Origin of the sequence: Adhaeribacter soli, assembly GCF_008727925.1 — a bacterium.
Lineage (GTDB): Bacteria > Bacteroidota > Bacteroidia > Cytophagales > Hymenobacteraceae > Adhaeribacter_A > Adhaeribacter_A soli.
Genome location: NZ_VTWT01000004.1, coordinates 25,779 through 47,044, shown reverse-complemented (window position 1 = coordinate 47,044; position 21,266 = coordinate 25,779). Strand labels below are relative to the sequence as shown.

At 37.6% G+C, this 21,266-nt stretch carries 16 protein-coding genes; 4 read left to right on the top strand and 12 right to left on the bottom strand.

The window, feature by feature from the left end; genetic code table 11:
• Positions 1-7 precede the first annotated feature (7 nt).
• The 10 genes from F0P94_RS19650 to F0P94_RS08350 all read right to left on the bottom strand — a co-directional run bounded on the left by F0P94_RS19650 (position 8) and on the right by F0P94_RS08350 (position 11,381).
• Complete coding sequence (locus F0P94_RS19650; protein ID WP_191906972.1) at positions 8-184, bottom strand: hypothetical protein; 177 nt, start codon at positions 182-184, stop codon at positions 8-10.
• Positions 185-1,831: 1,647 nt separating this feature from the next.
• A complete protein-coding gene (locus F0P94_RS08390; RefSeq protein WP_150903439.1) occupies positions 1,832-2,038 on the bottom strand; it encodes a hypothetical protein in 207 nt (68 codons plus the stop codon).
• A 2-nt stretch (positions 2,039-2,040) separates the two neighbouring features.
• Entirely contained in the window at positions 2,041-2,529 is a 489-nt protein-coding gene (locus tag F0P94_RS08385) for a hypothetical protein (protein WP_150903438.1), read from the bottom strand.
• Positions 2,530-2,791: 262 nt separating this feature from the next.
• Entirely contained in the window at positions 2,792-3,103 is a 312-nt protein-coding gene (locus F0P94_RS08380; protein ID WP_150903437.1) for a helix-turn-helix domain-containing protein, read from the bottom strand.
• Between the two features lie 613 nt (positions 3,104-3,716).
• Positions 3,717-4,832, bottom strand: a complete 1,116-nt coding sequence (locus tag F0P94_RS08375) for a hypothetical protein (protein WP_150903436.1) — start codon at positions 4,830-4,832, stop codon at positions 3,717-3,719.
• Positions 4,833-4,956: 124 nt separating this feature from the next.
• On the bottom strand, positions 4,957-6,333 hold the full coding sequence (locus F0P94_RS08370; protein ID WP_150903435.1) for a site-specific integrase: 1,377 nt from the start codon (positions 6,331-6,333) through the stop codon (positions 4,957-4,959).
• Positions 6,334-6,479: 146 nt separating this feature from the next.
• Entirely contained in the window at positions 6,480-8,075 is a 1,596-nt protein-coding gene (locus F0P94_RS08365) for a recombinase family protein (RefSeq protein ID WP_150903434.1), read from the bottom strand.
• A 12-nt stretch (positions 8,076-8,087) separates the two neighbouring features.
• Positions 8,088-8,501, bottom strand: a complete 414-nt coding sequence (locus F0P94_RS08360; protein ID WP_150903433.1) for a hypothetical protein — start codon at positions 8,499-8,501, stop codon at positions 8,088-8,090.
• Between the two features lie 176 nt (positions 8,502-8,677).
• The gene (locus tag F0P94_RS08355; protein ID WP_150903432.1) at positions 8,678-9,619 is read right to left on the bottom strand and encodes a hypothetical protein; all 942 of its coding nucleotides are present in this window, start codon (positions 9,617-9,619) and stop codon (positions 8,678-8,680) included.
• 1,153 nt (positions 9,620-10,772) lie between these two features.
• Entirely contained in the window at positions 10,773-11,381 is a 609-nt protein-coding gene (locus F0P94_RS08350; protein WP_150903431.1) for a hypothetical protein, read from the bottom strand.
• Positions 11,382-11,433: 52 nt separating this feature from the next.
• On the opposite strand from F0P94_RS08350, the gene F0P94_RS08345 reads away from it, so the two are divergent.
• The 4 genes from F0P94_RS08345 (at position 11,434) to F0P94_RS08330 (ending at position 17,114) form a co-directional block, all read left to right on the top strand.
• Positions 11,434-11,721 (top strand): helix-turn-helix domain-containing protein, encoded by a 288-nt coding sequence (locus tag F0P94_RS08345; protein WP_225307164.1) that lies wholly within the window; start codon positions 11,434-11,436, stop codon positions 11,719-11,721.
• Positions 11,722-11,815: 94 nt separating this feature from the next.
• Positions 11,816-12,919 (top strand): DUF7149 domain-containing protein, encoded by a 1,104-nt coding sequence (locus F0P94_RS08340; protein WP_150903430.1) that lies wholly within the window; start codon positions 11,816-11,818, stop codon positions 12,917-12,919.
• 107 nt (positions 12,920-13,026) lie between these two features.
• Positions 13,027-15,237 carry an ATP-dependent nuclease gene (locus tag F0P94_RS08335; protein ID WP_150903429.1) on the top strand — a complete coding sequence of 737 codons (2,211 nt, stop codon included), beginning with the start codon at positions 13,027-13,029 and terminating at the stop codon, positions 15,235-15,237.
• Entirely contained in the window at positions 15,219-17,114 is a 1,896-nt protein-coding gene (locus F0P94_RS08330; RefSeq protein ID WP_150903428.1) for a UvrD-helicase domain-containing protein, read from the top strand. The genes F0P94_RS08335 and F0P94_RS08330 overlap by 19 nt, the downstream gene beginning before the upstream one ends.
• Before the next feature lie 70 nt (positions 17,115-17,184).
• Here F0P94_RS08330 and F0P94_RS08325 read toward each other — a convergent pair whose 3' ends face one another.
• A complete protein-coding gene (locus F0P94_RS08325; RefSeq protein WP_150903427.1) occupies positions 17,185-18,117 on the bottom strand; it encodes a hypothetical protein in 933 nt (310 codons plus the stop codon).
• Complete coding sequence (locus F0P94_RS08320) at positions 18,114-21,263, bottom strand: hypothetical protein (protein WP_150903426.1); 3,150 nt, start codon at positions 21,261-21,263, stop codon at positions 18,114-18,116. The genes F0P94_RS08325 and F0P94_RS08320 overlap by 4 nt, the downstream gene beginning before the upstream one ends.
• Between the last annotated feature and the right edge of the window lie 3 nt (positions 21,264-21,266).

The following is a 21,266-nucleotide window of genomic DNA, read 5'->3' as shown; positions in this document are numbered from 1 at the left end:
AGGTTTATTATGCCGCTAATACATTAGCAATTCTTCTTTTTCTTAACGCAGTTCTTAATGCAGCTTTCATAATTTTAATATAGTTCTCTTTCTTGGGACTATTGCTGTTTTCCCAATTTTCAATCATTTTTTCAAGCTGCTCTACTGTTTGTTTTCCTACGTGATCGGTAAGTTGTTTTTCCATAGTTAATAATTTGGTTTCAATCTATGAATGGAAAACAAACCAGATCGTTCAAAACTAATTAATTTATTTAGCAAAACGGTGGCTTTTGATTTAAATTAAACTGTTACTAATCGTTACAACAGCTTTGTTGATAATACAATTTTTCGGTTCTACTTCTGGAGGATTAAAACAGAAGAAATCAGCTCTAGTACGGCATTATCTTTTCCCAAGTGAATGGGTGCAAGGTAACATCATTACTGAGCAAAGGAATAAAAATCAGATCGCGAATTATGCCTAAGTAGAATGGAGCAACAAAATTGCAATCCCAGATCAACACCCATCTGAATACTTGCCTTACTTGGAGAGACTGGATGTGCTAGAGAAGATAGATATGTACCACTTACACGCTTGGCAGGATTACTTGGAGTTCAAGAACCATGCAGATTTCTTAACAGAAAGAACAAAAACGATAGCTTCAGTGATTAAAAAGCTTACGCGAAAATCAGCAGATATCAGAAATAAATACAGTTTGATTAATAGCCAATTACTGGCTTATAAAGTCCTGTTACTTTTAGTAACAAACTAAATAATAAAGCCGTTGGCGCATTCCCGACTAAGGTTTTCAGGCTTGCCAGGTGCCCAACGGCTTATAGGCACTCTGATACGATTTAGGTTGCTTAGACCGACAATCACGGATGAAATGGTTTAACCAATCAACTGCCCTTATAAATATACGATAATTTTAAAAGTTGTTGCAGGTTAGCAGAAGATTTTGAATGGTTTCTGCATAAAGTAAATTTCATTGAAGATGTAAATATTAAAACAGGTTTCCTTGCAGCTTCTGTCCAATAAAACAAGCTAAAGAACCCTAGTAACTATTAGTTACACACATTTTTGAAGACTAAAATCACTTTCATTTAAAAGCAATTTCTATTAAATTTAACTGCAAAAGGACAGGTGCTTTTTAGAGTTACAAATTGTTACTCTATTATCCGGGAAGACTTAAAGAAAAAACAATTTTTAGCAATTTTAATCTTATAGGTTTGAAATTGTTACAAAAGTTAACAATCGGTTTCAAAATGTAACAATAGAATATCCAATATAATCATATTTAAATTTTGGAGTTTAAGCAAAGTGCTAGGTATGGTCTATGCAGTAAAACGAAAGGGCTTTACGTTTAGTGAAAGGCAGATGCCTTACTTTGACTGTAGCATAATCAGAACTTCTTTCTTTTACACAGTTTAAACTTCACTATAGGTTATTCTTCCTTTAGCCTCTTTTGCAGTTCCTCCGTTACAGTTAGCTTTTATTCTGCATCAGATCTATTCCGTGGAATATTGATGTTACAATTTGTAACTGGACATTATCGTTTGCCAAAGCTATATGCGGCTTTAGATTATCTTTACTCTTTGGAGTTCAACAAATACACTGGGTATTTTAGTACTTAGCCTTTGTAAGGATTAAGTAGGAAGGTGTCCTTGACAGGCATAGGGCAATAGAATTGTTGATGGCTTGTTTATGGTAACCTTAGCAGGATATTTCCTTCAGTTTTTTCTGGAATTCATTCTGATTTCTAACTCAACACTCTACAAAAACCTAAGCAATTTGAGGATATTGGCATTAGTTTTGTGCCACATCTTCATTCAGGGCAAAAAAATAGGGTACAAATTAAAGCACCCTTCTTAATTTCTCAAACCTGTTTTGACTCTCTTCATAGACCGGTTCTTTCAAGAAGTACCAGAATAGAAATCCAATAACTACTAATAATATAATCAGGATAAAAGCACCTTTCATACCTGAAAAACCACTTGTCTCCTTCAGGGTGCCTTCGAATTGCAGATCTGCCGGGTTTATGTCAAAAACTACATTTTCCATGGTTAAACCTTCTTAGTAATTACAACATACTTTTTAGAGGAGTCGGTAAAGGCCCAGCCGTGCAAACCGGTATAATAGTAATAAGTGCTTTCCAGATACTCACCTTGCAAAAGAACATTGTACTTGAAACCATTTTTTACCAATTCATTACTCAATATCGGCTTGTTACCATTTGTAACATAAATTTCTGCTAGTATCTCTTCATTCTTAAGAACAGCTGAAAGCATATCGGAAAATGGAGCTTTTTCCCAAACCGCTTTATCTTTCTTTTCTCGAATATTACATTGAGGATCCTCTTTCTTAACAGGCCCTAGTAACTGTGATTTTATTTTATAAAGGCCCGCTTCACTATATTCTGCCAGGTAAAGCATCATGGATACATATTGCGCTAAGCTTAAACCAAGCTCATCGGCAGCTTTCTCAAATTTTTGTTTTAAATCAGGGCTTACCCTACCTGCAACCGGCAGCGTAAGATCTTTTAACTTCTTCATAACTTAATCAATATTTTTTTTTATACTACTAAATCAGTTCTCTACTTTTGGGCTCCACAAGGAAAGTCATCCGGATCACTCATGCCGAGTCCTCGCTCAAAGTTTCTAATTTTAAAGACATCTTTTATTCTTGTCTGCAGTAGCTTGCTTGCTTGCTACATAAGTTCTCTAATTTCCCATAGAGTAATTATCTTCTTCAGGGGGCTGCAAAGGGGCACTTCCGCCTGAATAACTGCTTTACTAATTCTTTTTTGCCTTTTCATTATTTAGCTCTCCGGTTAAAGGATTGTAAAGCAGCCAGTATTTCCTGCCTGATAAAATAAACCCTTCTACCTATGCGCCTGTATGGAAGCTTATTGGTCTTCATCCAATCGTTTACTGTCGGCCGGGAGATTTTGAAAAGCTTACAGACATCAGCAATTGTAATGACATCTTCTTCTTTTGAGGGATTTGGGCTTGCCAGTGAAAGGCCTTGCCCTTGGTGGAGTAGTTGCAGCAGCGCCTGCTGCGCCCATTTCTTAAAGCAGCCCTCTGCTTCTTCAAGGCTTAGTTGGAAAAAGAATTTCTGTGACATAGTGGATTAATTTAACCAGGTATAAAATGTGTGAGACAATAAGCAAAAGAGGCAGGCTTTGGAAAGGATATGCAAAAGGCCTGCATCACCCTTTAAGAGTTGAAGCTGGTAAGCCAATCCAACCATTATGCTCTGCTTCAGTTTTTTAATCCTGGCAAGTGGACATTTGAATTGATTGATAAAAGGATTAAAAATGCTCTTGCAGACATGGCCAACAACCACCTTGTAAGGAGTTACATTTAGGAAAGCGAACCGATATTTTTGAATATTGGGGTAAAGAAGCTTGGAGCTAAATGATCTTGATTTCCCAAGTTTAAAGAAATGTGTTTTTTGTTTTGTGAACATTGTTTTGTTTTTATTTGGGTTATTAATTTTTACAACATTACAGCGCTAAAATCAGCTTAACAATGGCAGGATTTTTCTTAACCCGGTTTTGAAATACTTACCCCAGTTTTACTAAACTTACCCCAGATTTACATGCTTGAAAATTCAGAACATCACCCAGTTTTCCTTCAGCTTACTTTATTTACCACCCATAAAATCTTAAACCATAATTCATAAGGCAAAAAAAAAGACCGCAAATAGCGGTCTTTCCTGAATTGGCTTTTCTTCTTTACCTGGGTTTACAGGCAGCCGTAAGGGTTTCTTTCATTTGTATAAACCAGTCCATTTTTTGTAGTTTGTCTACCTGCCATTGACTGGCTGATTTAGAAAGCTGGTCTGTATTATACTTTTCACCCTTTTTATTCCTAAAGGTGCCTATCAGTCGAGGGAACAGCCAGTAAGAGGAGCTCCTGATTTCACTTTTGGAAAACTCATCCAAGATCGGCCCTTTGTTTGAAAATTTTAAAACATCCATTGCGAGCAATCTAAAAAGCATCACTAGCTTTCCGGAAGCTTTTAAAAATCGAATCGGTTCTAAAGGGCCTTTCTCGGAGAAAAGAGCCCTTAAATCAGATTCTGAGAGAGAAGGCTCAATCATTTTATTCTCTAGAAGATAATTATGAATGCTGATTATAGCCAGTTTAGTTGGCTCGTTTATCCAAGGGAATCCATGCAACTTTTCCATCGCCTCAGCTCTGGGGCTCTTCTTCTTTTGTCGCTTGATTCCATTACTATCCTCTGGGCTACTACCTTCTGGCGCTACTCTTTCAGCCGGACTGAAAGCATCAAGTTCTTTGTTCTCTGCATTAGATTGGTCTTCATCAGAAAGATTCGTAACTTCTGTTTCGGTAGAAATATTTTCATTTTCAATTATCCAGCCATCATAGCCTATGCTTAGAATCCTAACTAGTTCTTTCCTTAGTAAGTAATGGGAAACACCTACTGCTAAATCAGTAACCCGGACCTCATACATGTCTACCCCCTTGAGCCATTGAAGTACTTCTTCAGGAGAGGATGTTGATAGATAAGCTCTGGAAAACTTTTCAGCTAGCTGCTCCAAACTTAAATCCCCGCTTAACAATCTGAATGGATTGTTTAAGGAGAGCCTTAACTCCATTTGCGTTTTTAAATGGCCTTCCAGGGATAGCCTGAAAGTTTCCTCTGTAGAAGCAATGGCGGTTTGGTCCAGATACGAAGGAAGGATCCAGTTTGCAGTAGCTACCCCGCTATGATAAGCCATTTTAACGACCCGATGCAGCTCTTCTTGAATTTCGGGATATTCACCTTTCCAATAGTTAATTGTTGTTGTGTTCATTAAAAATTGTATTTGATTAAAGTGTTTCATGTTGATTACAGGCTTCATCCGTAATTTCCTCATCGGCTGCAACAATGAAAAAAGATAAATCCTTTTGTGTGGACACTCTATCTAAATGTAAAATTAAGAATTTTATAAAGTTGTATCTGGACAGTTAACTAACTGTTACACTTTTTTTCATATTTATAGAAGCGGGCTTTTCTTTGAAGGCATCTTCGTTCCAGGCCTGATGCATTTGCTGCTCTTTAAACGTGTCCGCTAATTTTACATACTTTGCAAAATCCTTTTCTGATTTATGGCCGGAGAATTCTCTTACGACTCTTTCAGGCATTCCCAAAATGAGCGAGGTGGTAATAAAAGTTTTCCGGGCAACGTGAAAGGTCAGGATCTGCCATTTCTCAACGTATTCTTCTTTTGTGCTGCTACCAACATGCTTTAAAACTTTCACCGGATCTTTAAACTCTAAAAGCTGCCCTATTTCCTTTAGGTACTCATTCGACTTCTGAGAGCTGATCACCGGCAGTGGCTTATCTTTCCCTTTGTAGCGGGCTAATATTTCCTGGGCAAAGCTGTTCAAGGGAATATTGATAGCCTTGGAATCCCGGTGCCGGGTTTTTACCGGGAGCACTTTTATGTGATCCTTTTTAATCGCTTCCCATTTCAGATTATCGACATCGGAAAAGCGCAAGCCGGTAAAGCAGGCAAAGCAGAATACATCCCGCACCTGGGCATGCCGGGAATGCTCAAATTCATGTTTGTAGAGCTTCATCAACTCCTCTTTCGTCAGGGTGTAGATTTCTTTTTCCTTTTCGGAAAGCGCTTTCCATTTTCTGAATTCTTGGAGCTGGTTATAGTTACGTTCATCGGTAGCGAAGAACAGGAACGTTTTGAGGATGCGCAGGTGCTTGCCAATGGTATTGTAACCAAGTTCAGCCTTCTGGCCTAAGTATTCAGAATAAGTATTCGGGAAGCTGGAAGTAAATAAGGAGAAGTCAAGAGGCTTTCTTTTTTCCTGGGTGTACTTTACAAGGTGATTCCAAACAGTTACGTAGTTCTTTTTGGTATTGGCTGCTTTAAGATGATCTGCCAACCGGAGAAACTCTTTATAAGCTTCATCCAAGGACACTGCTTTGGGCCCGGTTTCTTTCTCTTTTAAATTAAGTTTGTCTACGATCTCGCGAAGCTGCTCCCGGGTTGTCTGTTTGCCTACCAGTAAGTTTGCCTCATGTAATTTTTGAACGTCATTTAGCAGGTTGCCCAGGTACTGGTTAAGCTCGGAAGGCCCTGCTTTGTAAAAGTTAGGATTGACCCTTTGCTTGCCTGCATCCCATTGCTTTTGGGTAGCTTTACGTTCCACAAAAACCTTAAGTGTGTTTTTAGGGAAGCGGAGGTAAAGGAATATTTGAAGGGGTTTGGTAGCGATTTGCAGTTCTGCTTCCTTTCTTGCAGTTTGGTCTTGAGAAGCATGCAAACGGGTTAGTTCCTTCTCGGAAATAGCCCGGTCTAAATACAGGTTGATGGAGTAGCCCATTGTGTACGTGGTTTGAATAGTGCGTACAAATATGCGTACAACTTTTCTTTACTTCACTATACTAGCACTATATTTATTTATCCACACTATTTCTTTAAAACACTGATATCCAATATAAAATTAAAGATATTGTAAAGACATAAAAACTATTGCAAAGCCAATAGTAGTCCCCTATGGACTACTGAAAGGGAAAAATCAGGTTTATCACTGGTTTTTCCCTTTTTCATTTCCTTCAATCGCTCTGAAAATAAAGCAGTTAAGCTAAAAAAAACATTCACTCTGGAGGTTCGATAACCCTGTTTTTCCTTGTCAAAAGTCACTCCTTCCGGGAACACCACAGATTGAACTCTTCGCCTTTCCCTGTAATCTCCTTTTTCCCATGATTCACAGAGGTTTACGCCCATTTTCAGGCCCAGTTCGATGAAGTTTTTGCGGTTCGATAGCGGTTTTTCTGTTTTCTCCAGTTCTACCTCTATTTCCTTTCTTTCCCCCTTCAGCTTTACACTATATTTCTCATAAAGATCTTTATTCAGACCTTCGAAGATGTAGCGTTCTTCAAGCTTGTCCAGATTCTTTTCAACTTCCGTCAGTTGGCGTTTAAATTCTTTCTGCTGCTCAAGCTGCTGCGCATTCAGTTCATCAAACACCCCGGTTAAAGCCACTTTTAAGGCCGGCATTAACCTTGGATCTATCTGGTAGATCTTCAGTAGATCCACATACTGCTGGTGCAGGCTTTTGGCACTCTTATTACATTTACAACCTATGCGGTTGCACTTGTAATAATGCAGCCCTTTCTTCTTTACTTCGTAACCTGTGAACATCGTTCCACAGTCACATTTGATATGCTGGCGAAGCGGCAGGTTTTCATCTTCCTGCTGCACTACGTAGCCTTGGGGATTAGCTGACTGGATGTTGTTTACCTTAAAGAAGATTTCCTTCGAAATAAGCGGCTCGTGCCTGCCTACTACCACTTCAGCTCCCAAGAGCTTATTGGTAATAATACCGCAGTAAAAAGGATTGCGGAAGATCTTGGTCAGTGTCTGGTTGTGGAGAAACAAGCCCATTCTACCAAGCTTAGCAATGATTGCTGTATTACTCAGGCCTTCTTTGATTTTCATCATAAAAGCCTGCTTTATCAACTCACCGGTTTTATTGATACTCATCTGCTGCTGCCCGTTGCGCATCACGGAGTCATAGCCCATCGGAGCCTTCCCCATCCAATAACCTTTCTTCAGGGCTTCTATCATCCCGGCCATGCATTTCTCCCGCCGCTGTTGATTTTCAAACTTACCAAACAGGAACAGAATGCCTTGATTAAGCTCACCCGAAGCAGTGGAAGTATCAATCTGGTGCATGCAGGATTCCAGCCGAACACCTTCTTTTTTGAGGTTCTCTGCCAGGTAAATGGCATTGCCACCCGTGCGGGAAAAGCGGTCTACGGTATAGACTATAATTGTATCAACTTTATTCTTATGACGCTTAATAAAATTGAGCATCCGCTGAAACTCCTTTCTTTCATCGTCCTTGGCACTTTCATACGTACCGCCAAAATGCTCCAGCACTTCATAACCTTTGCGGGCTGCATACTCTTCGCAGGCTTTTAGCTGTGTTTCCAGGCTATTGCCGGTATCAGCCTGCTCTTTGGAGGATACACGGGTATAGATTAAAGCGTTAGTGTCTTGTCTTTTTTTAGCTGAATCCTTAACCTTCGTGAAGGCTTCAAAATATTTTAAATCATTCATGACTTCTTCTACTTAAGAAACTACTACTTTTTGGTTAATAGATTGCTTTTTAGGCTTTACTGCTTTGGCTGTTTTCGTATTGTTTACCCGATCTTTAGAATGAATAATTGAAATATCTATTCCTTCGGAATCTTCATGCGGCAATTCATCTGCTTCTGGCAGGTACTCCTTTTGAAAAATGCTATAGGAAATTCGGGCAAATTCCAGCAACCCTTCTTTCACTTCCTCTAACTCTTCAGGCGGTAAATCTTCATAGCCGGGAGTTGAGGCAATAACTTCAAGTAAAGCATCAGATAAGGATGGTTTCTCCTCCTTCTTTCTTCTGCTACCAAATGAAAACGCTGCTTTGGTTAAACTTTGCTCCTGACTTTCTTTTTGGCTTTGATTTTTTTCTTGATCTCTGTTTTGTTTAGTTAAAAGTAACACGTGTTTGAACGCTTACAGCTACCGCTTGAGGTTATCAGCCACGCAGCCAGGTTCTTTAATCAGGCCTGAGGTAATCAGGTCCTTTGCTTGCTGCCAGGCTCAGGCCTGGTACAGCATTACAGCAGTTAAATATTTTAATCATTTACTTCATTCTAGGTTTTAACCTCTCTTAAGCTTTACAGCATTCGCCGTCGCTCCCGTTCAAAGTAAACTTCGGTGCCGTTGATGTTTTTAGCTACAATGCTTTCATAATTCTTGCTCACCAGGCTGCCGGCTACCCTTCGGTAATCTTCCAGGCTCATCTTTCCATCCTTGGTGGTAATCAGGGTATATTTAGCCTTGCCACTTTTATCTCTTCCTTTAAGCTTAATCTTGATCTTTTTGAGCGTTTTATCGCGCATGGCATTCAGCACCATCCGCTCTTCATTCGATAGCAACTGAAGCGGGGAAATAAACTTCTCTTTCTCGGGCTCCAGCAAAAAGGAGACAAATTGCTGGGAAATGGATAGGTAAATATGGGACCGGTGATAAAGCTCAATGGCATCAGCATCAATAGTTAACACTTCATCTGCCCACATCAATACTTCCCCTTCCGGAAAGACGAATACGCCGGTTTCCTGGTGGCGGATCATTGAAGAAAATAGCATCACGAATAGCCGACTGATCCGCAGCCCCATAGCATCCAGTTGCTTGGTAAACTCATCTGACTTTACTAATCCGGTTATAATCTCTTTACTCTCCTTAGGAAGTGAGGATTTCTCTATTTCTTCTAAAGCAAGTGTTTTGTACTTCGGCTCATTTAAGTAAGCACCTAAGTCTAAAGAGGCAAACAGGTATTCCTTAACGCTTAGAATTATCTCAGTTGAAGCGCCTAGCTGCCGGAGCTGCTGAATAAATTTAAGCCACGTATATTCTTCCAGGTTCAGCCTGGTCCACTGCCTTTTTTCGCCTGGGGCGTAAGGCTGATACCAGAGGCCAGCTTTCTGCCAGTCCTGAAAAAGCTTCGAAACCAGCCCGGCATCTTTTAAGGTAAACAAGGGCTCCTGAAGCCGCTCAAAAAACTGAACATACTCCAAAACGGTAGTGAATTCAAGATCCGGAAGGAAGGTAGATTTCATAGAGAAAGCTGCAGCCTTTTTGGCTACTTATCTTTATATCGCAAAGGTTATTTTTTATTTCCTATTTCACAACATTTATGGTGTGCTTTTTTTCTCAAACGTGAGCTGCTAATGATTTTATGGCGAAAAGAAATATTTGCGAAGATTCCACCTTAAAGGATCAAAATCTTGGGGAAAAAGTAGGAAAAACAGGGAAACACTGAAAATTGGAAGCAAAAACAAGCTAATTTCTTAGAATCAGGCAATAAAACAACGAATGGACGTCAATGAAAAATAGTTAGAGTTAAGCAGCCCGATTTTAGCGAATATTTTGAGACAAAAGCACATGAGTTAACTCGATGGCTTCAAGCTATTTACATTCCATTAAACAAAACGAAAAAGGATATGAAAAATCAGATCAAAAACAAGGCTTTTTGTAGTTGAGAATTTGTGTTTCTGTTCCCAACAAATAGTACAATTACAAAAGTGGTAAATTTAGAAACGAGGGTAAAAAGCTTAAAACTGACCATTATTCGGCTTCTTTTAGCTCCCATTTAGGTCTTAAAAGTATCAGGCGAACGCAAGAACCACGAAAGCAAATTTTTTAGCTGTTTTTAAGGCTAATTCTACTGTTGAATTGGAAGAAAAATATACCCTAGGAGGAGCCAACAAGCAGGCGTTGGAATCAGGGAGATTTTATTGACCAAAAAGCCCACATTTTAGACGCCATTTTTCTACTCACAAACCACCATACAACATCTTTTCTATCACCGTTTTACACCCTTTTACAGGAGAATAAAAAAGCACCGCATCAGCCTTCTAGTTTTTGGCTAGCTAGAAAAGCAAAAACTTTGACGGAAACAGAGCTCTTTTTCCTCAAAAAATCTCTTCCCTTTTTCAGTAAATCTGAACAGGTCCTTCTCCACCCAAAAAAGGCTATAAACCAGCGCAAAATGGGAGCAAAATTAACTTCTAGAGTTTACTCAAGTTTAGTCCGTCCGGGTTTGGGAGCTAATTACTCCTAAGACAAGTTGTATTTCCAGCAACACAAATGGATTTTAAGGAGGATTTTCCCTGATTCAGGTTTACCCTATAAATCATAGGAAAATAGCAAATCCTGATCTATGTTCCCTCTTTTACGCCTCGAATCTTTATCAGCAAAAAGTATTTCAAGTCATTTTAAAAACAGAGAATTTTTAAAAGTGAAACTGCTCTTTTTAAAGTGCCTAAAATCCCGCTTCAACTTCATCAATTTCTCCCTTCTGATCATCTCCATTTCATTCTCTTCTCCATTCGGATAAAAGTACTGCTCTTGGTCATAATCAGTAATGGCATAGAAACACTGCCTCTCCTCAATAAAACCGATTTCTTTATACCTTGGCTCTAAAATTAACCTGCCCCTCTTGTCCAATACCACTACCTTTCTATCATCTTCATCCATGTTGAAGTGTAGGTTTTCCATCCCTAAACTTTTCCCCATAATATTGGCAATCATTACCTCGTGCTCCTCTATGTACTCTTCAATAAAAGTAATCGACTTTCTAAAAACCTTACCTTCCTGAGATACAAGTGCATAAACAGAATTGGATGCCCAGTCGCTATAATTTACTAGAAGCGTAGTTTCCTTTTCATCCAACCAATCGCATTCCATTATTCTTTCACCCAATAAATTCCCCAGGTTTATCTCATGAATTCCATCTTTTGAGAAGTACCAGCGGGTAACCTGATCTTCATTTCCGTCTTTCTCTATAATCTCTTCTCTGCTGATTATTTGTGGCTTCATAGTCCCTTTTATTGGCTTACCAGTATAACAATACTCAATTATACAGGAAAGAATGCATAATGACAAATATGTCATTAAAATTTTAGGGAAGGCTTTGCAGCTTGCACGGCAAGGCATGGCTAGAATTAAAAATCAGAAACTTATTGATGCAGTGGCCGCAAGGGTGAAACAACTTCGGGAAGCGAAGAAGGTCACACTTGAGGTTTTCTACCATGACACCAGCATTCACCTTGCCCGCATTGAATCTGGTAAAGCCAACATTACCATTAGCACGTTAGAAGCTATTTGCTCTTATCTAGGCATCACTTTGACTGAGTTCTTTTCCGAAGGGTTTAATTAATCTTTGACTACTGAAAAAATTCTATCAATCTCCTAAGTCGTATTGGTTGTAACATAGCAATTGTTTAAGTTCGCTTTTATATTGCTTACCTGCTATGAAACTGACCGAACTTTCCACTAAGAAAGCCTTGAATAAAGCTTATCGCCTAGTCAAACCTAAACCCGAACAGGTAAAAACTTTTAAAGCTGGCTTAATTACCTTACTTGGTCAGATTGAAGATAAGGAAAGCGAAGAGAACGTGAAGATCCATTTGATAGATTTTCTAAAAAATACTTTTTACCATCCCGATTATTTAATTGCTACTAAAGGTAAAACTGATTTCGTAATCAACACCGGCAAGGATGCAAACACGTCTGCAGGTGTAATGTTCGAGGTGAAAAAACCAACGAACAAGGCTGATATGATTACACGGCAGAACCTGAATGCAAAGGCGATGCACAAGCTTTTGCTTTACTACCTGCGTGAGCGCCTAAAACATAACAACAACCTGACGCACCTGGTAATTACTAATATTTACGATTGGTTTATTTTCGATGCGCAGGATTTTGAACGGCTTTTCTTTAAAAATACGCAACTAAAGAAGGATTACGAAGCCTGGCAGCAGGGCCAGAAAACCAGCACCAATACCAACCTTTTTTACAAGGAAATTGCCAAACCATTTATTGCGCAGCTGGAAGAAGAAATCACTTTTACTTACTTCAATTTAAAAGACTTCGAAAAACCGCTTCGGAATGCTTCAAAGGCCGCCGACAGTGAGTTTATTAGTTTGCTGAAGATCCTGAGCCCAGTGCATTTGCTCAAGCTGCCTTTTACAAACGACAGCAATTCGCTGGATAAACGTTTTTATGCCGCGCTGCTACATTTAATTGGACAGGAAGAAGTAAAAAAAGGCAATAAGAACCTGATCCGCTGGAAACCAGCTGGTAAACACAATCAAGATTCCTTGCTTGAAAACATATATGTGGATCTAAGTTACATCATTCACAATCCTTCCATCCAGCCACTGCAGCGACAAACCCTGCAGGATCCAATACTAAAGGGAAAGGTACTTTTCTGCAGGGATTTCTACGTGGTTCTTAACCACAAAACTGAAAAGATTATGCTAGCTGATTTTGGCATGGGCTTAACCGAAGCAGCCTTTGCCCCAATAGCCCAAGTAAATCCCAAGGTATTCCTATTCAATGCACGACCTAAGTAAAGAAGACCTATTTATAGAAAAGAGAATCTGACATTAAAACTTAATATATAAAGACCTTAATTATTACTTAGAAATTAATAAAGGTCTTTTATTAATGGAAAACCAAAATGAGAATCACGAAAATAAAAGTTAACAACTTTAGGTTACTTAAAGAATTCACCCTGGATGTAGAAAAAGAGCTTTCACTTATAATAGGTAAAAACAATTGCGGCAAAACTTCCTTGCTAACAATTCTTGATAAATTTTTAAGTGAAAAGACTACGAATTCCCGGGCATTTACCTGCGATGATTTTAACATTGATTTTCAAAAGAAGTTAAAATGCATTATCGAATCTGAGGATGATTTAAAGGTTCCTTTTTTAGGAATTTCTCTAAAATTATATATTGAATATGAAGAATCAGATAATCTCGCCAATATCAGTCAGGTAATGATGGATCTTGATCCGGCAAACAAAACTATAGTTTTAGCTTTTGAATACTCCTTGCAGAAAGAAAATCTAGCAAGAATGAAAAGTTCATTTAAGGCTTATGCAGCAGAACAGGAAACTAAAATTGAGGGAAGATATACAATACAAGGGGATATAACTGAAGAGGAAAAGAAGGAATTGGAAGCCTTAAAAGTGGAAAAGAAAAAATTCATTTTCTATGATTTCTTCAAAAGATATCACCAGGAATATTTTAGGATTTACAAAAAGACAGTAGCGTATAACCTTGCTACTTCAGCAGAAAATGATGATGAATTTCATGAACTAGACAATACCTTCCGCCTGGATAAAATTTTAAACATAAAAATAATAAGTGCCCGCCGGGATGTATCCAATAAAGATAATGACAAAACCTTATCTGTCTTATCATCCAAATATTATGAAAAAAGGGAAAGCCTTGGTAACGAATCCGCTGAAATCAAACAATTTAAAGATACTTTAAGTGAAACTGATAGTCATTTAGACGAAGTTTACAAAGGCCTATTTAAAGAAATTATTAGTAAAGTAGGAAAGTTCGGCGGAGTGAAGGACGGGGACTCGATTATTAAAATAGTCTCCACCTTACAGCACCGGGAATTATTAAAAGGGAATACCACAGTTATGTATGATCATAACGCGGAACATTCTCTTCCTGAAAATTATAACGGCTTAGGCTATATGAACCTAATAGGTATGATTTTCGAAATCGAGGTATTACTAACAGATTTCCGAAAGGAAAACAAAGAAAATGAAAAACCAGCCGATATAAATTTACTTTTTATAGAGGAACCAGAAGCCCATACTCATCCTCAAATGCAGTATGTGTTCATTAAAAATATTAAAGACATTCTCTTTTCTGCCAGTAAGGGTAATGGAGAAAAGACTCCGTCCTTCAACCTTCAAACTATCATTACAACCCACTCGTCGCATATTACTGCCGAGAGCGAGTTTGATGATATTAAATATTTCAGCAAAAAGAATAAAAATCAAATAACTGCTAAAAACCTCAAAGACCTGCAGAAAGCTTACGAAAGTGATGGGCAAACTGAAAGTTATAAATTCTTAAAGCAATATTTAACTTTAAACCGGGCTGAGCTATTTTTTGCAGACAAAGCTATTTTCATTGAAGGTGATACAGAAAGGATCTTACTTCCTGCTATGATGAAAAAGATAGATCAGGAAATACCGGACAATCCCTTACTTTCTCAAAATATTTCTATCGTAGAAGTGGGGGCTTACTCACATATTTTTGAGAAATTCATTGATTTTGTAGGAGTTAAATCTTTAATTATAAGTGACATAGATGGAGCTAAGGCAGTAACTAAAATCGGGAAAGACGGTAATCCTAAGAATAGCTGGGATAAATGTATCATGACCGAAGCCACAGATACAACCAATGCTTCTTTAATGTATTTCCACAACAACAATAAGGCAATTAATTATTATAAAGGTTTAACTTTAGATCTTAAAGTTTTAAAGAAGAATTCAAATTTAAATAGATGGGAAGTTGATAATGAAGGAAAATTACTTATGGTTTATCAATTGGATGAAACCAACAACACTGGGGAAACCTATCACGCCAGGAGCTTTGAGGATGCCTTCTTTCATTTAAATAGTAATTTACTCGAAACTCCTGAATACCCCTTTACTAGTTTAACCAAAAAATACGTCAAAAAATTTAAGGCAAATCATATAAACGTTTATGATTTTGTAAACAAGGCTGTAGGTAGCAAACCTACCCTGGCTATGGAAATACTTTTGAATAGTAAAGAAGACACGGAGGGAAAAAAATACAGTAATTGGCAAATACCTGCCTATATTAAAGAAGGATTATTATGGTTAAAGAAAGACTAGAGCCAGAAGTAGAGTCAATTTTTCATCAAATCAGCCTGGGAAAAAACTTTTTACTAAGCGGAGGAGCCGGAAGTGGTAAAACCTATTCGTTGGTGCATGTCATTAAGGGGGCAATTGAAATTGAACCTACAGCGCAAATCGCATGCATAACTTACACTAATGCAGCTGTTAAGGAAATAGAAAGTCGGATTATGCATCCCAATTTAACAGTTTTGACTATCCATGATTTTTTATGGGATTGTATAAAGCAATTTCAGAAGGAATTAAGACAATCCTTAATTAGGCTTATAAACGATCCAGACTCAAAAATTAAGATCGGGGATGAATTGGCAGACCCCAATTTTTTTGATCATCTTTCAAAGGGCATCCAATATAAGGAGTGGACCCGAATAAAAGAGGGCATTATTTCACATGATGAAGTAATCGAGCTTGCCCATACAATGTTTCGGGATTATAAAGTTCTTTGCGAAATAATAAAGGACAAATTTCCTTTTATATTTATTGATGAATACCAGGATACACATCCTTCTGTGGTAGCCATTTTTTTGGAACATTTGGCCCAAAGCCAAAAAAAAAATGTTATTGGCTTTTTTGGGGATGCTATGCAATCAATTTATGATGATAGTATTGGGAATTTAGGTACCTATTTGGCTGAAAATAAAGTTGTGGAAATTCAGAAGAAGCAAAATCGAAGAAATCCTAATTCAGTCATTTTGCTGGCAAATCAGCTTAGAAGCGACGGTCTGGAGCAAGAACCTTCCCAAGATCAAAACGCCCCAAATATGCGAGATGGATTTGTTAAAGATGGAAATATTAAATTCATTTATTCAAATTCTTCTGATTTATCTCTTATTAAAAAATCAATAAACTGGGACTTTGGAGACGTAAAGCAAACAAAAGAGTTAAATTTAACACATAATTTAATTGCTCCCCAGGCCGGTTTTGCAGAATTAATGGAAATATATGACCGAGATAAAATTCTTGAATTTAAAAGTAAGGTAACTTCCCATATTCGGAAAGAGAAAATAGATAAAGATTTTTCGGAATATACATTTGGACAAGTTGTCGATGAACTTTCCATTACTCCAACACCGGGACAAAAGGAGTTTATCCAACAAAATCCTGATTTAATGGAAGCTGCAAGGAATTCCCCTTTTTCCCAATTTAGTAAAATCTATGTTGACAAGGATGCCTTAATAGATGACAAAAAACAGGACGAATCTGAAGAAAGCAAAAGAGGTTCTAAGAGAGACAACCTAATTAAACATCTTTTTAAAATTCAACTTAATATTACCCTTTACAAAGCAAACAAATTCAACGAATTCATCCAGAGAACTGAATATCCTATTAATTGCTTTGAAGATAAAGCTATCCTTAAAAGAAGTATAGAAACCTTAGATTCTATGGAGGGTTCTAGCATTGAGGAAGTTATTTCATTCGCTGATAAACAGAATATTTGTAAGATTGATGATAAATTAACCGAGTTTATTCATTCCAAAACATATGTTTATAATCGGGTAAAAGTGCTTCCTTTTTCCGAATTTCAAAATTTATTTAACTACCTAGAAGGCCACACTCCATTTTCAACCCAACATAAAATCAAAGGTGAAGAGTATGATAATGTATTAGTTATAATGGATAGCGGGGGTTGGAATAAATATAATTTTGAATATGTATTTAGTGATACTATTTACTCCTCATTAACGCCGGCAAAAAAGAAAACCTACTCAAGCATTAAAGACAGGAGTCAAAAAATATTATATGTATGCTGCACAAGGGCAAAAGAAAACCTTGTAGTTTATTATAATGCAGCATCTCCCGCAGTAATAGAAAAAGCCAAGCAATGGTTTGGAGAGCAAAACGTTAAGCCTATTTAATCATATTTATTTTCCCAATAGTTTGGAACAGGGATCTTCTTAAAATTTTTGGCAGTAGTTTATTCTGTCTTTAATTTTTCATTGACTCTACCATTCGTACCAAATCGTTGGTTTCCTCCATTATCCAATTATTCTCAGTTATTAAGCTCACTATTAATGACTTCTCGCTGGCGGAATAAAATGCTGGGTCTAATCCAGATAATAAATTAGGGTTAGAAGGTGATTGCCATTGGCTATTGTGCTCAGTTTGCACTATACTTTTTGATGTTCCATTTGGATACAATAATCGGATAGAAGGTATTCTTTTCTTTACCTCTTGATAGGTAAGTAAGCCATCATAGTCCCAATCGCAGGAATAAAAGATCGGTAAGCTGACCTCTCCAATATAATTAAGCTTATCGATGTTCTTACCACCAGCATACCAAAGCTCAATATTGTGTTTTCTAGGCTTGGAAGGTCGCTTTAAAAAGTCTAGGTTTTCGCAAAGTACAATCTTTTTAGGCTTATGACATTGCAAAACATACTTGTATTGCTGTTCTTTATCATTAGCAAGTTCGGCAATGCCTAAGATATTTTTTACTGCGCGTAATAGGCTTTCCGATTTTTCCAAATATTTTTCATTTCTAAAAAACATCTGGGATACGCCTCTAACTGTCTCCTCTGCTTGGATGATCTCATCACGGATTGGAACTAGCTCACCACTTGCCATCCCACTCTGCAACTCCATTAAGACTTGAATATCAGACTCCTGATAACGTAACTGCGGTGTCAAAAGCCCTACATTTTCCAAAAATCGATTATAATTCAGAAACTTTTGTAAATGTCTTTTTTGATAATAGGCATCAAATCCATCACCCTTAAAAATTGTGCTTACGCCATCTTTAAGTTCACCAGTTTGTCGTAAAAGGAAGAGAATTTGACTATCCTTCATTAAGGTTTCCTTTTTCTTGGTTTCCCCTCGCTCGTAAATTTCATGTAACGCTTTTAAGGCAATCCAATTCATACAGAAACCCTATTAAGGTATGATAGCAAATCTTCCTTATTGGTATTCGTTTTAAAATAACTAGCCGGCACAGGATAATTAATATCCGGATCATGTCTCCCAGGCAATAGATGATGCAGATACCAGCCTTCCGTTGCGTCTGCACCAAAAGGTTTTGGGGTCATAGTTATAATTTGGTAACCAAATTCCTCGGCAATAGCTGGAAAATTATTAAAATTTGTTTTATCAAGATTCGCTGTTTCTTCTAGTATAATGAACCTGATTCCCTGCCGATTTTGGGCTTGAACCTTTGACAATCTTCCGATACCCAAAAGCACTTTTGCAGAGTAAGTTTCCCCAGTACTTCCAGGCACCTCATTACCTTTTTCATTAATAAGACCAGCATCCAAGGTAAAGTAGGTTTTAGGATCCAGCAAGTCCCTGAAGGCAATCTTTTTCTTATATCGAGCCGCAGTCTTAAAAAACTCTTCAATAAACAGTTCTACTGAGTTTCCCATTGGAAGCTCACCATGTTTATATAAATGTTGTGATTGACTTTGCAATTGGTTAATCCATTCAATAGGTACTTCTGAGTTAGGAACAAATTCAACCTGGAAGAAATACTTATTACTAATAGTTTTACCTGTAAAAAATAAATTCAGTTCACGGACTTGAGTTCGATATTCTTCATATTTTGTTTTAGTCCTGATGAAGATTTTAAGCATTGTTTCATGGATTGAATCAACTAGTTTATGTCGCGACCGATTTGCTGTGCGCAGTTCCTCAGCTATCTGATCGCGAAATTTGATTCTACTACCCAATAAAGCCTGCTCCATTAATTGAAAACTAAAATTGCCTTTATTTATTTCTAATGCAATTTCCATATTATTGCCATCAGCTGTTTCCTTGAATAATTTGCAAGCAGCCAGGTAGGCACTTTCATAATTCCGTCTCGCGTCATCATATTGTTGTCTATAACCCTGCAGCTCCTCTTCACTTATTTCCGAAAATGTTTCAGTTATTAGTTCCGGGTAGATCTTTTCTAAATCCCCCTTATCCTTGAGATACATTACTGTGGCGCGGTCTGCAAGCTCTTTCTTATCCTTAGTCTGCTGTTCCAAAGCAGGAATAGATGTTTCGCGCATAGCGCTTTCTTTTGCGCTGTCATTTATTACACGATTATGAAATTTCTCTGCTTTGTGTTGCCAGCACTCGAAATTAGAGTTTTCGATTTCAAACAACTTTTGCAAATCGAAATTTTTATCAATACCAACTTCAACTAATCGCAATGCTTTATTATTGTGTAGTTCGCTTCTTTCTTTTTGCAGGCCATCAATTTTATCTTCAAGCTGTAGTATTAATTGCGCTGTGATAGCTAGTTGATTTTTAAATTCATAATCATAAAGACGCGCATCAAGACCAATCAAAACTGTAGCATATTTCAATTCAAATTCTTTCCCTTTCTCAAAAAGATCCAGTTGCTCTAGTTCTTTATTTAAGGAGTTAATAATGGTTTCATTGTGTATTAAGAGGTCAGATATTGCTTTGCTACGTAATTCAGTGTTTCCAAGAACCGGCTCATGCTTTAAACTCTCAATATAAATACTTAAATCTTTAAGGCGTAGCCAATAACCTCCTAACCTTTCATCTTGGATAATTTGCTCATCATCAAAGAATTCAAACCCATCGGCATAGAAGGGAAAACCAGGAAGTTCGGGTTTTTGCCAGTGTGTTTGTAGAAAATGAAATAAAACAGCCTCCTGAGCAGTTGAAATAGTCTTATCTGATTTTAAAACCTGTGCAATTAATGACTTTTCGGTTGTACCTCGGAATAAATCATTTATAAGTTTGTAGTATTTAATATTTTTAGATACTACTGCTTTCCTTTCCTGGATTATTTGTTTCTGATTCTCAATTTGTTGCTCAATAGCGGATATAGATTTGTATTGCTTATATATAGGTACGAATGTCTTAAAACGTCTGATAATCTCACCAGTATCGTATTCATCAATAGGGTACTGTCCATTAAAAGGCTCCACAATAACCGGCAGGTTTGTGAAAGTAAGGTCATTAATTTGCTTTTCAACCTCTACAATGCTTTTCACAATTTCCGCACAAGTCTTAATTGCGTCCAGTCGCCTTTTACAGTGTGACAGCAAGGCTTTATATCCGTCCGCTAAAGACAGTAAGCGGGGAAGCTGCCTTGTAAGCAGCCCTGCTTTTTGCACAGCAGTTTTATATTCTCTGATTTTCAAGTCAAGAGCAACACTTGCTCTATTGCTATTGGCGAATGAATTGCCACAAGTGCCTATCAGTAATTTCCTCTGAGCCGTTTTCTGGAATTCTAATAGCTTGCTCAATTCCTCCAGCTCCAATTGTTTAGCTTCTAAGTCATTGATGAACAAATGAAGATCATCGTAATCCCGAAGAAGTTTATCTATCTCATTCTTATAACTATCAAAAGTATGCTCTAATTCGTGCTCAACGCCATCAAAAAGAAAATCTTTTAACTCTTCAGATTTATCACCGCCACTTCTTGCCCTCGAAAAAGATTGGATTATTTTCGCAAACGTTTTTAAACTGCTAGGAATACTCAGATTAATAGGCAAAAGGTGCTGGTCATATAAGCGGGCGTAGTGTTCGTCTTTTTGTTCTCGGTTACTATAATACTCGAAATACAGATCATATTTGTCGCGAAAATGACGGCCTAAATCCTCTACTATACAGATCTGATTTTTATCGTTGATAAAATGTTTGGCTTGGGGTATTTGCTCCTTAGAAAACGCCCTATCTGAAAAGGGCAGCTGATTGTTGGGGTCTAAAGTAATTAGAAAAGGCTTTAAGGGCCTGTTTGAGTTATTAGGAATGCTTACTCCTATACATATGAATTTATTTTCCTCAACTTCTACTGTCAGGAATGCATAGGCATCCCGACATTTGTATGGTAGCTTGTGGATCTGCCGGGCTTCTTTCTTATAACCTTCAGTCCCAAATTGAAAAAGTTGTCTATCGTTAATGAAAATTAACTGTAAAAGATCTGCTATGATGGACTTACCAACCCCATTCGCTCCGGTAAAATCAGTACGTTGTCTATGGATTAAGTAATCTTGATTATAATGTTTCAAGACACCAACAGTCGATAAAGCATGGATTAAAGGATATGTCATACC

What these genes read in the sequence shown, in the direction of transcription:
- F0P94_RS19650 (WP_191906972.1), bottom strand. Translation starts at nt 184, where the DNA reads ATGGAAAAACAACTTACCGATCACGTAGGAAAACAAACAGTAGAGCAG.
- F0P94_RS08390 (WP_150903439.1), bottom strand. Translation starts at nt 2,038, where the DNA reads ATGGAAAATGTAGTTTTTGACATAAACCCGGCAGATCTGCAATTCGAA.
- F0P94_RS08385 (WP_150903438.1), bottom strand. Translation starts at nt 2,529, where the DNA reads ATGAAGAAGTTAAAAGATCTTACGCTGCCGGTTGCAGGTAGGGTAAGC.
- F0P94_RS08380 (WP_150903437.1), bottom strand. Translation starts at nt 3,103, where the DNA reads ATGTCACAGAAATTCTTTTTCCAACTAAGCCTTGAAGAAGCAGAGGGC.
- F0P94_RS08375 (WP_150903436.1), bottom strand. Translation starts at nt 4,832, where the DNA reads ATGAAACACTTTAATCAAATACAATTTTTAATGAACACAACAACAATT.
- F0P94_RS08370 (WP_150903435.1), bottom strand. Translation starts at nt 6,333, where the DNA reads ATGGGCTACTCCATCAACCTGTATTTAGACCGGGCTATTTCCGAGAAG.
- F0P94_RS08365 (WP_150903434.1), bottom strand. Translation starts at nt 8,075, where the DNA reads ATGAATGATTTAAAATATTTTGAAGCCTTCACGAAGGTTAAGGATTCA.
- F0P94_RS08355 (WP_150903432.1), bottom strand. Translation starts at nt 9,619, where the DNA reads ATGAAATCTACCTTCCTTCCGGATCTTGAATTCACTACCGTTTTGGAG.
- F0P94_RS08350 (WP_150903431.1), bottom strand. Translation starts at nt 11,381, where the DNA reads ATGAAGCCACAAATAATCAGCAGAGAAGAGATTATAGAGAAAGACGGA.
- F0P94_RS08345 (WP_225307164.1), top strand. Translation starts at nt 11,434, where the DNA reads ATGCATAATGACAAATATGTCATTAAAATTTTAGGGAAGGCTTTGCAG.
- F0P94_RS08340 (WP_150903430.1), top strand. Translation starts at nt 11,816, where the DNA reads ATGAAACTGACCGAACTTTCCACTAAGAAAGCCTTGAATAAAGCTTAT.
- F0P94_RS08335 (WP_150903429.1), top strand. Translation starts at nt 13,027, where the DNA reads ATGAGAATCACGAAAATAAAAGTTAACAACTTTAGGTTACTTAAAGAA.
- F0P94_RS08330 (WP_150903428.1), top strand. Translation starts at nt 15,219, where the DNA reads ATGGTTAAAGAAAGACTAGAGCCAGAAGTAGAGTCAATTTTTCATCAA.
- F0P94_RS08325 (WP_150903427.1), bottom strand. Translation starts at nt 18,117, where the DNA reads ATGAATTGGATTGCCTTAAAAGCGTTACATGAAATTTACGAGCGAGGG.
- F0P94_RS08320 (WP_150903426.1), bottom strand. Translation starts at nt 21,263, where the DNA reads ATGACATATCCTTTAATCCATGCTTTATCGACTGTTGGTGTCTTGAAA.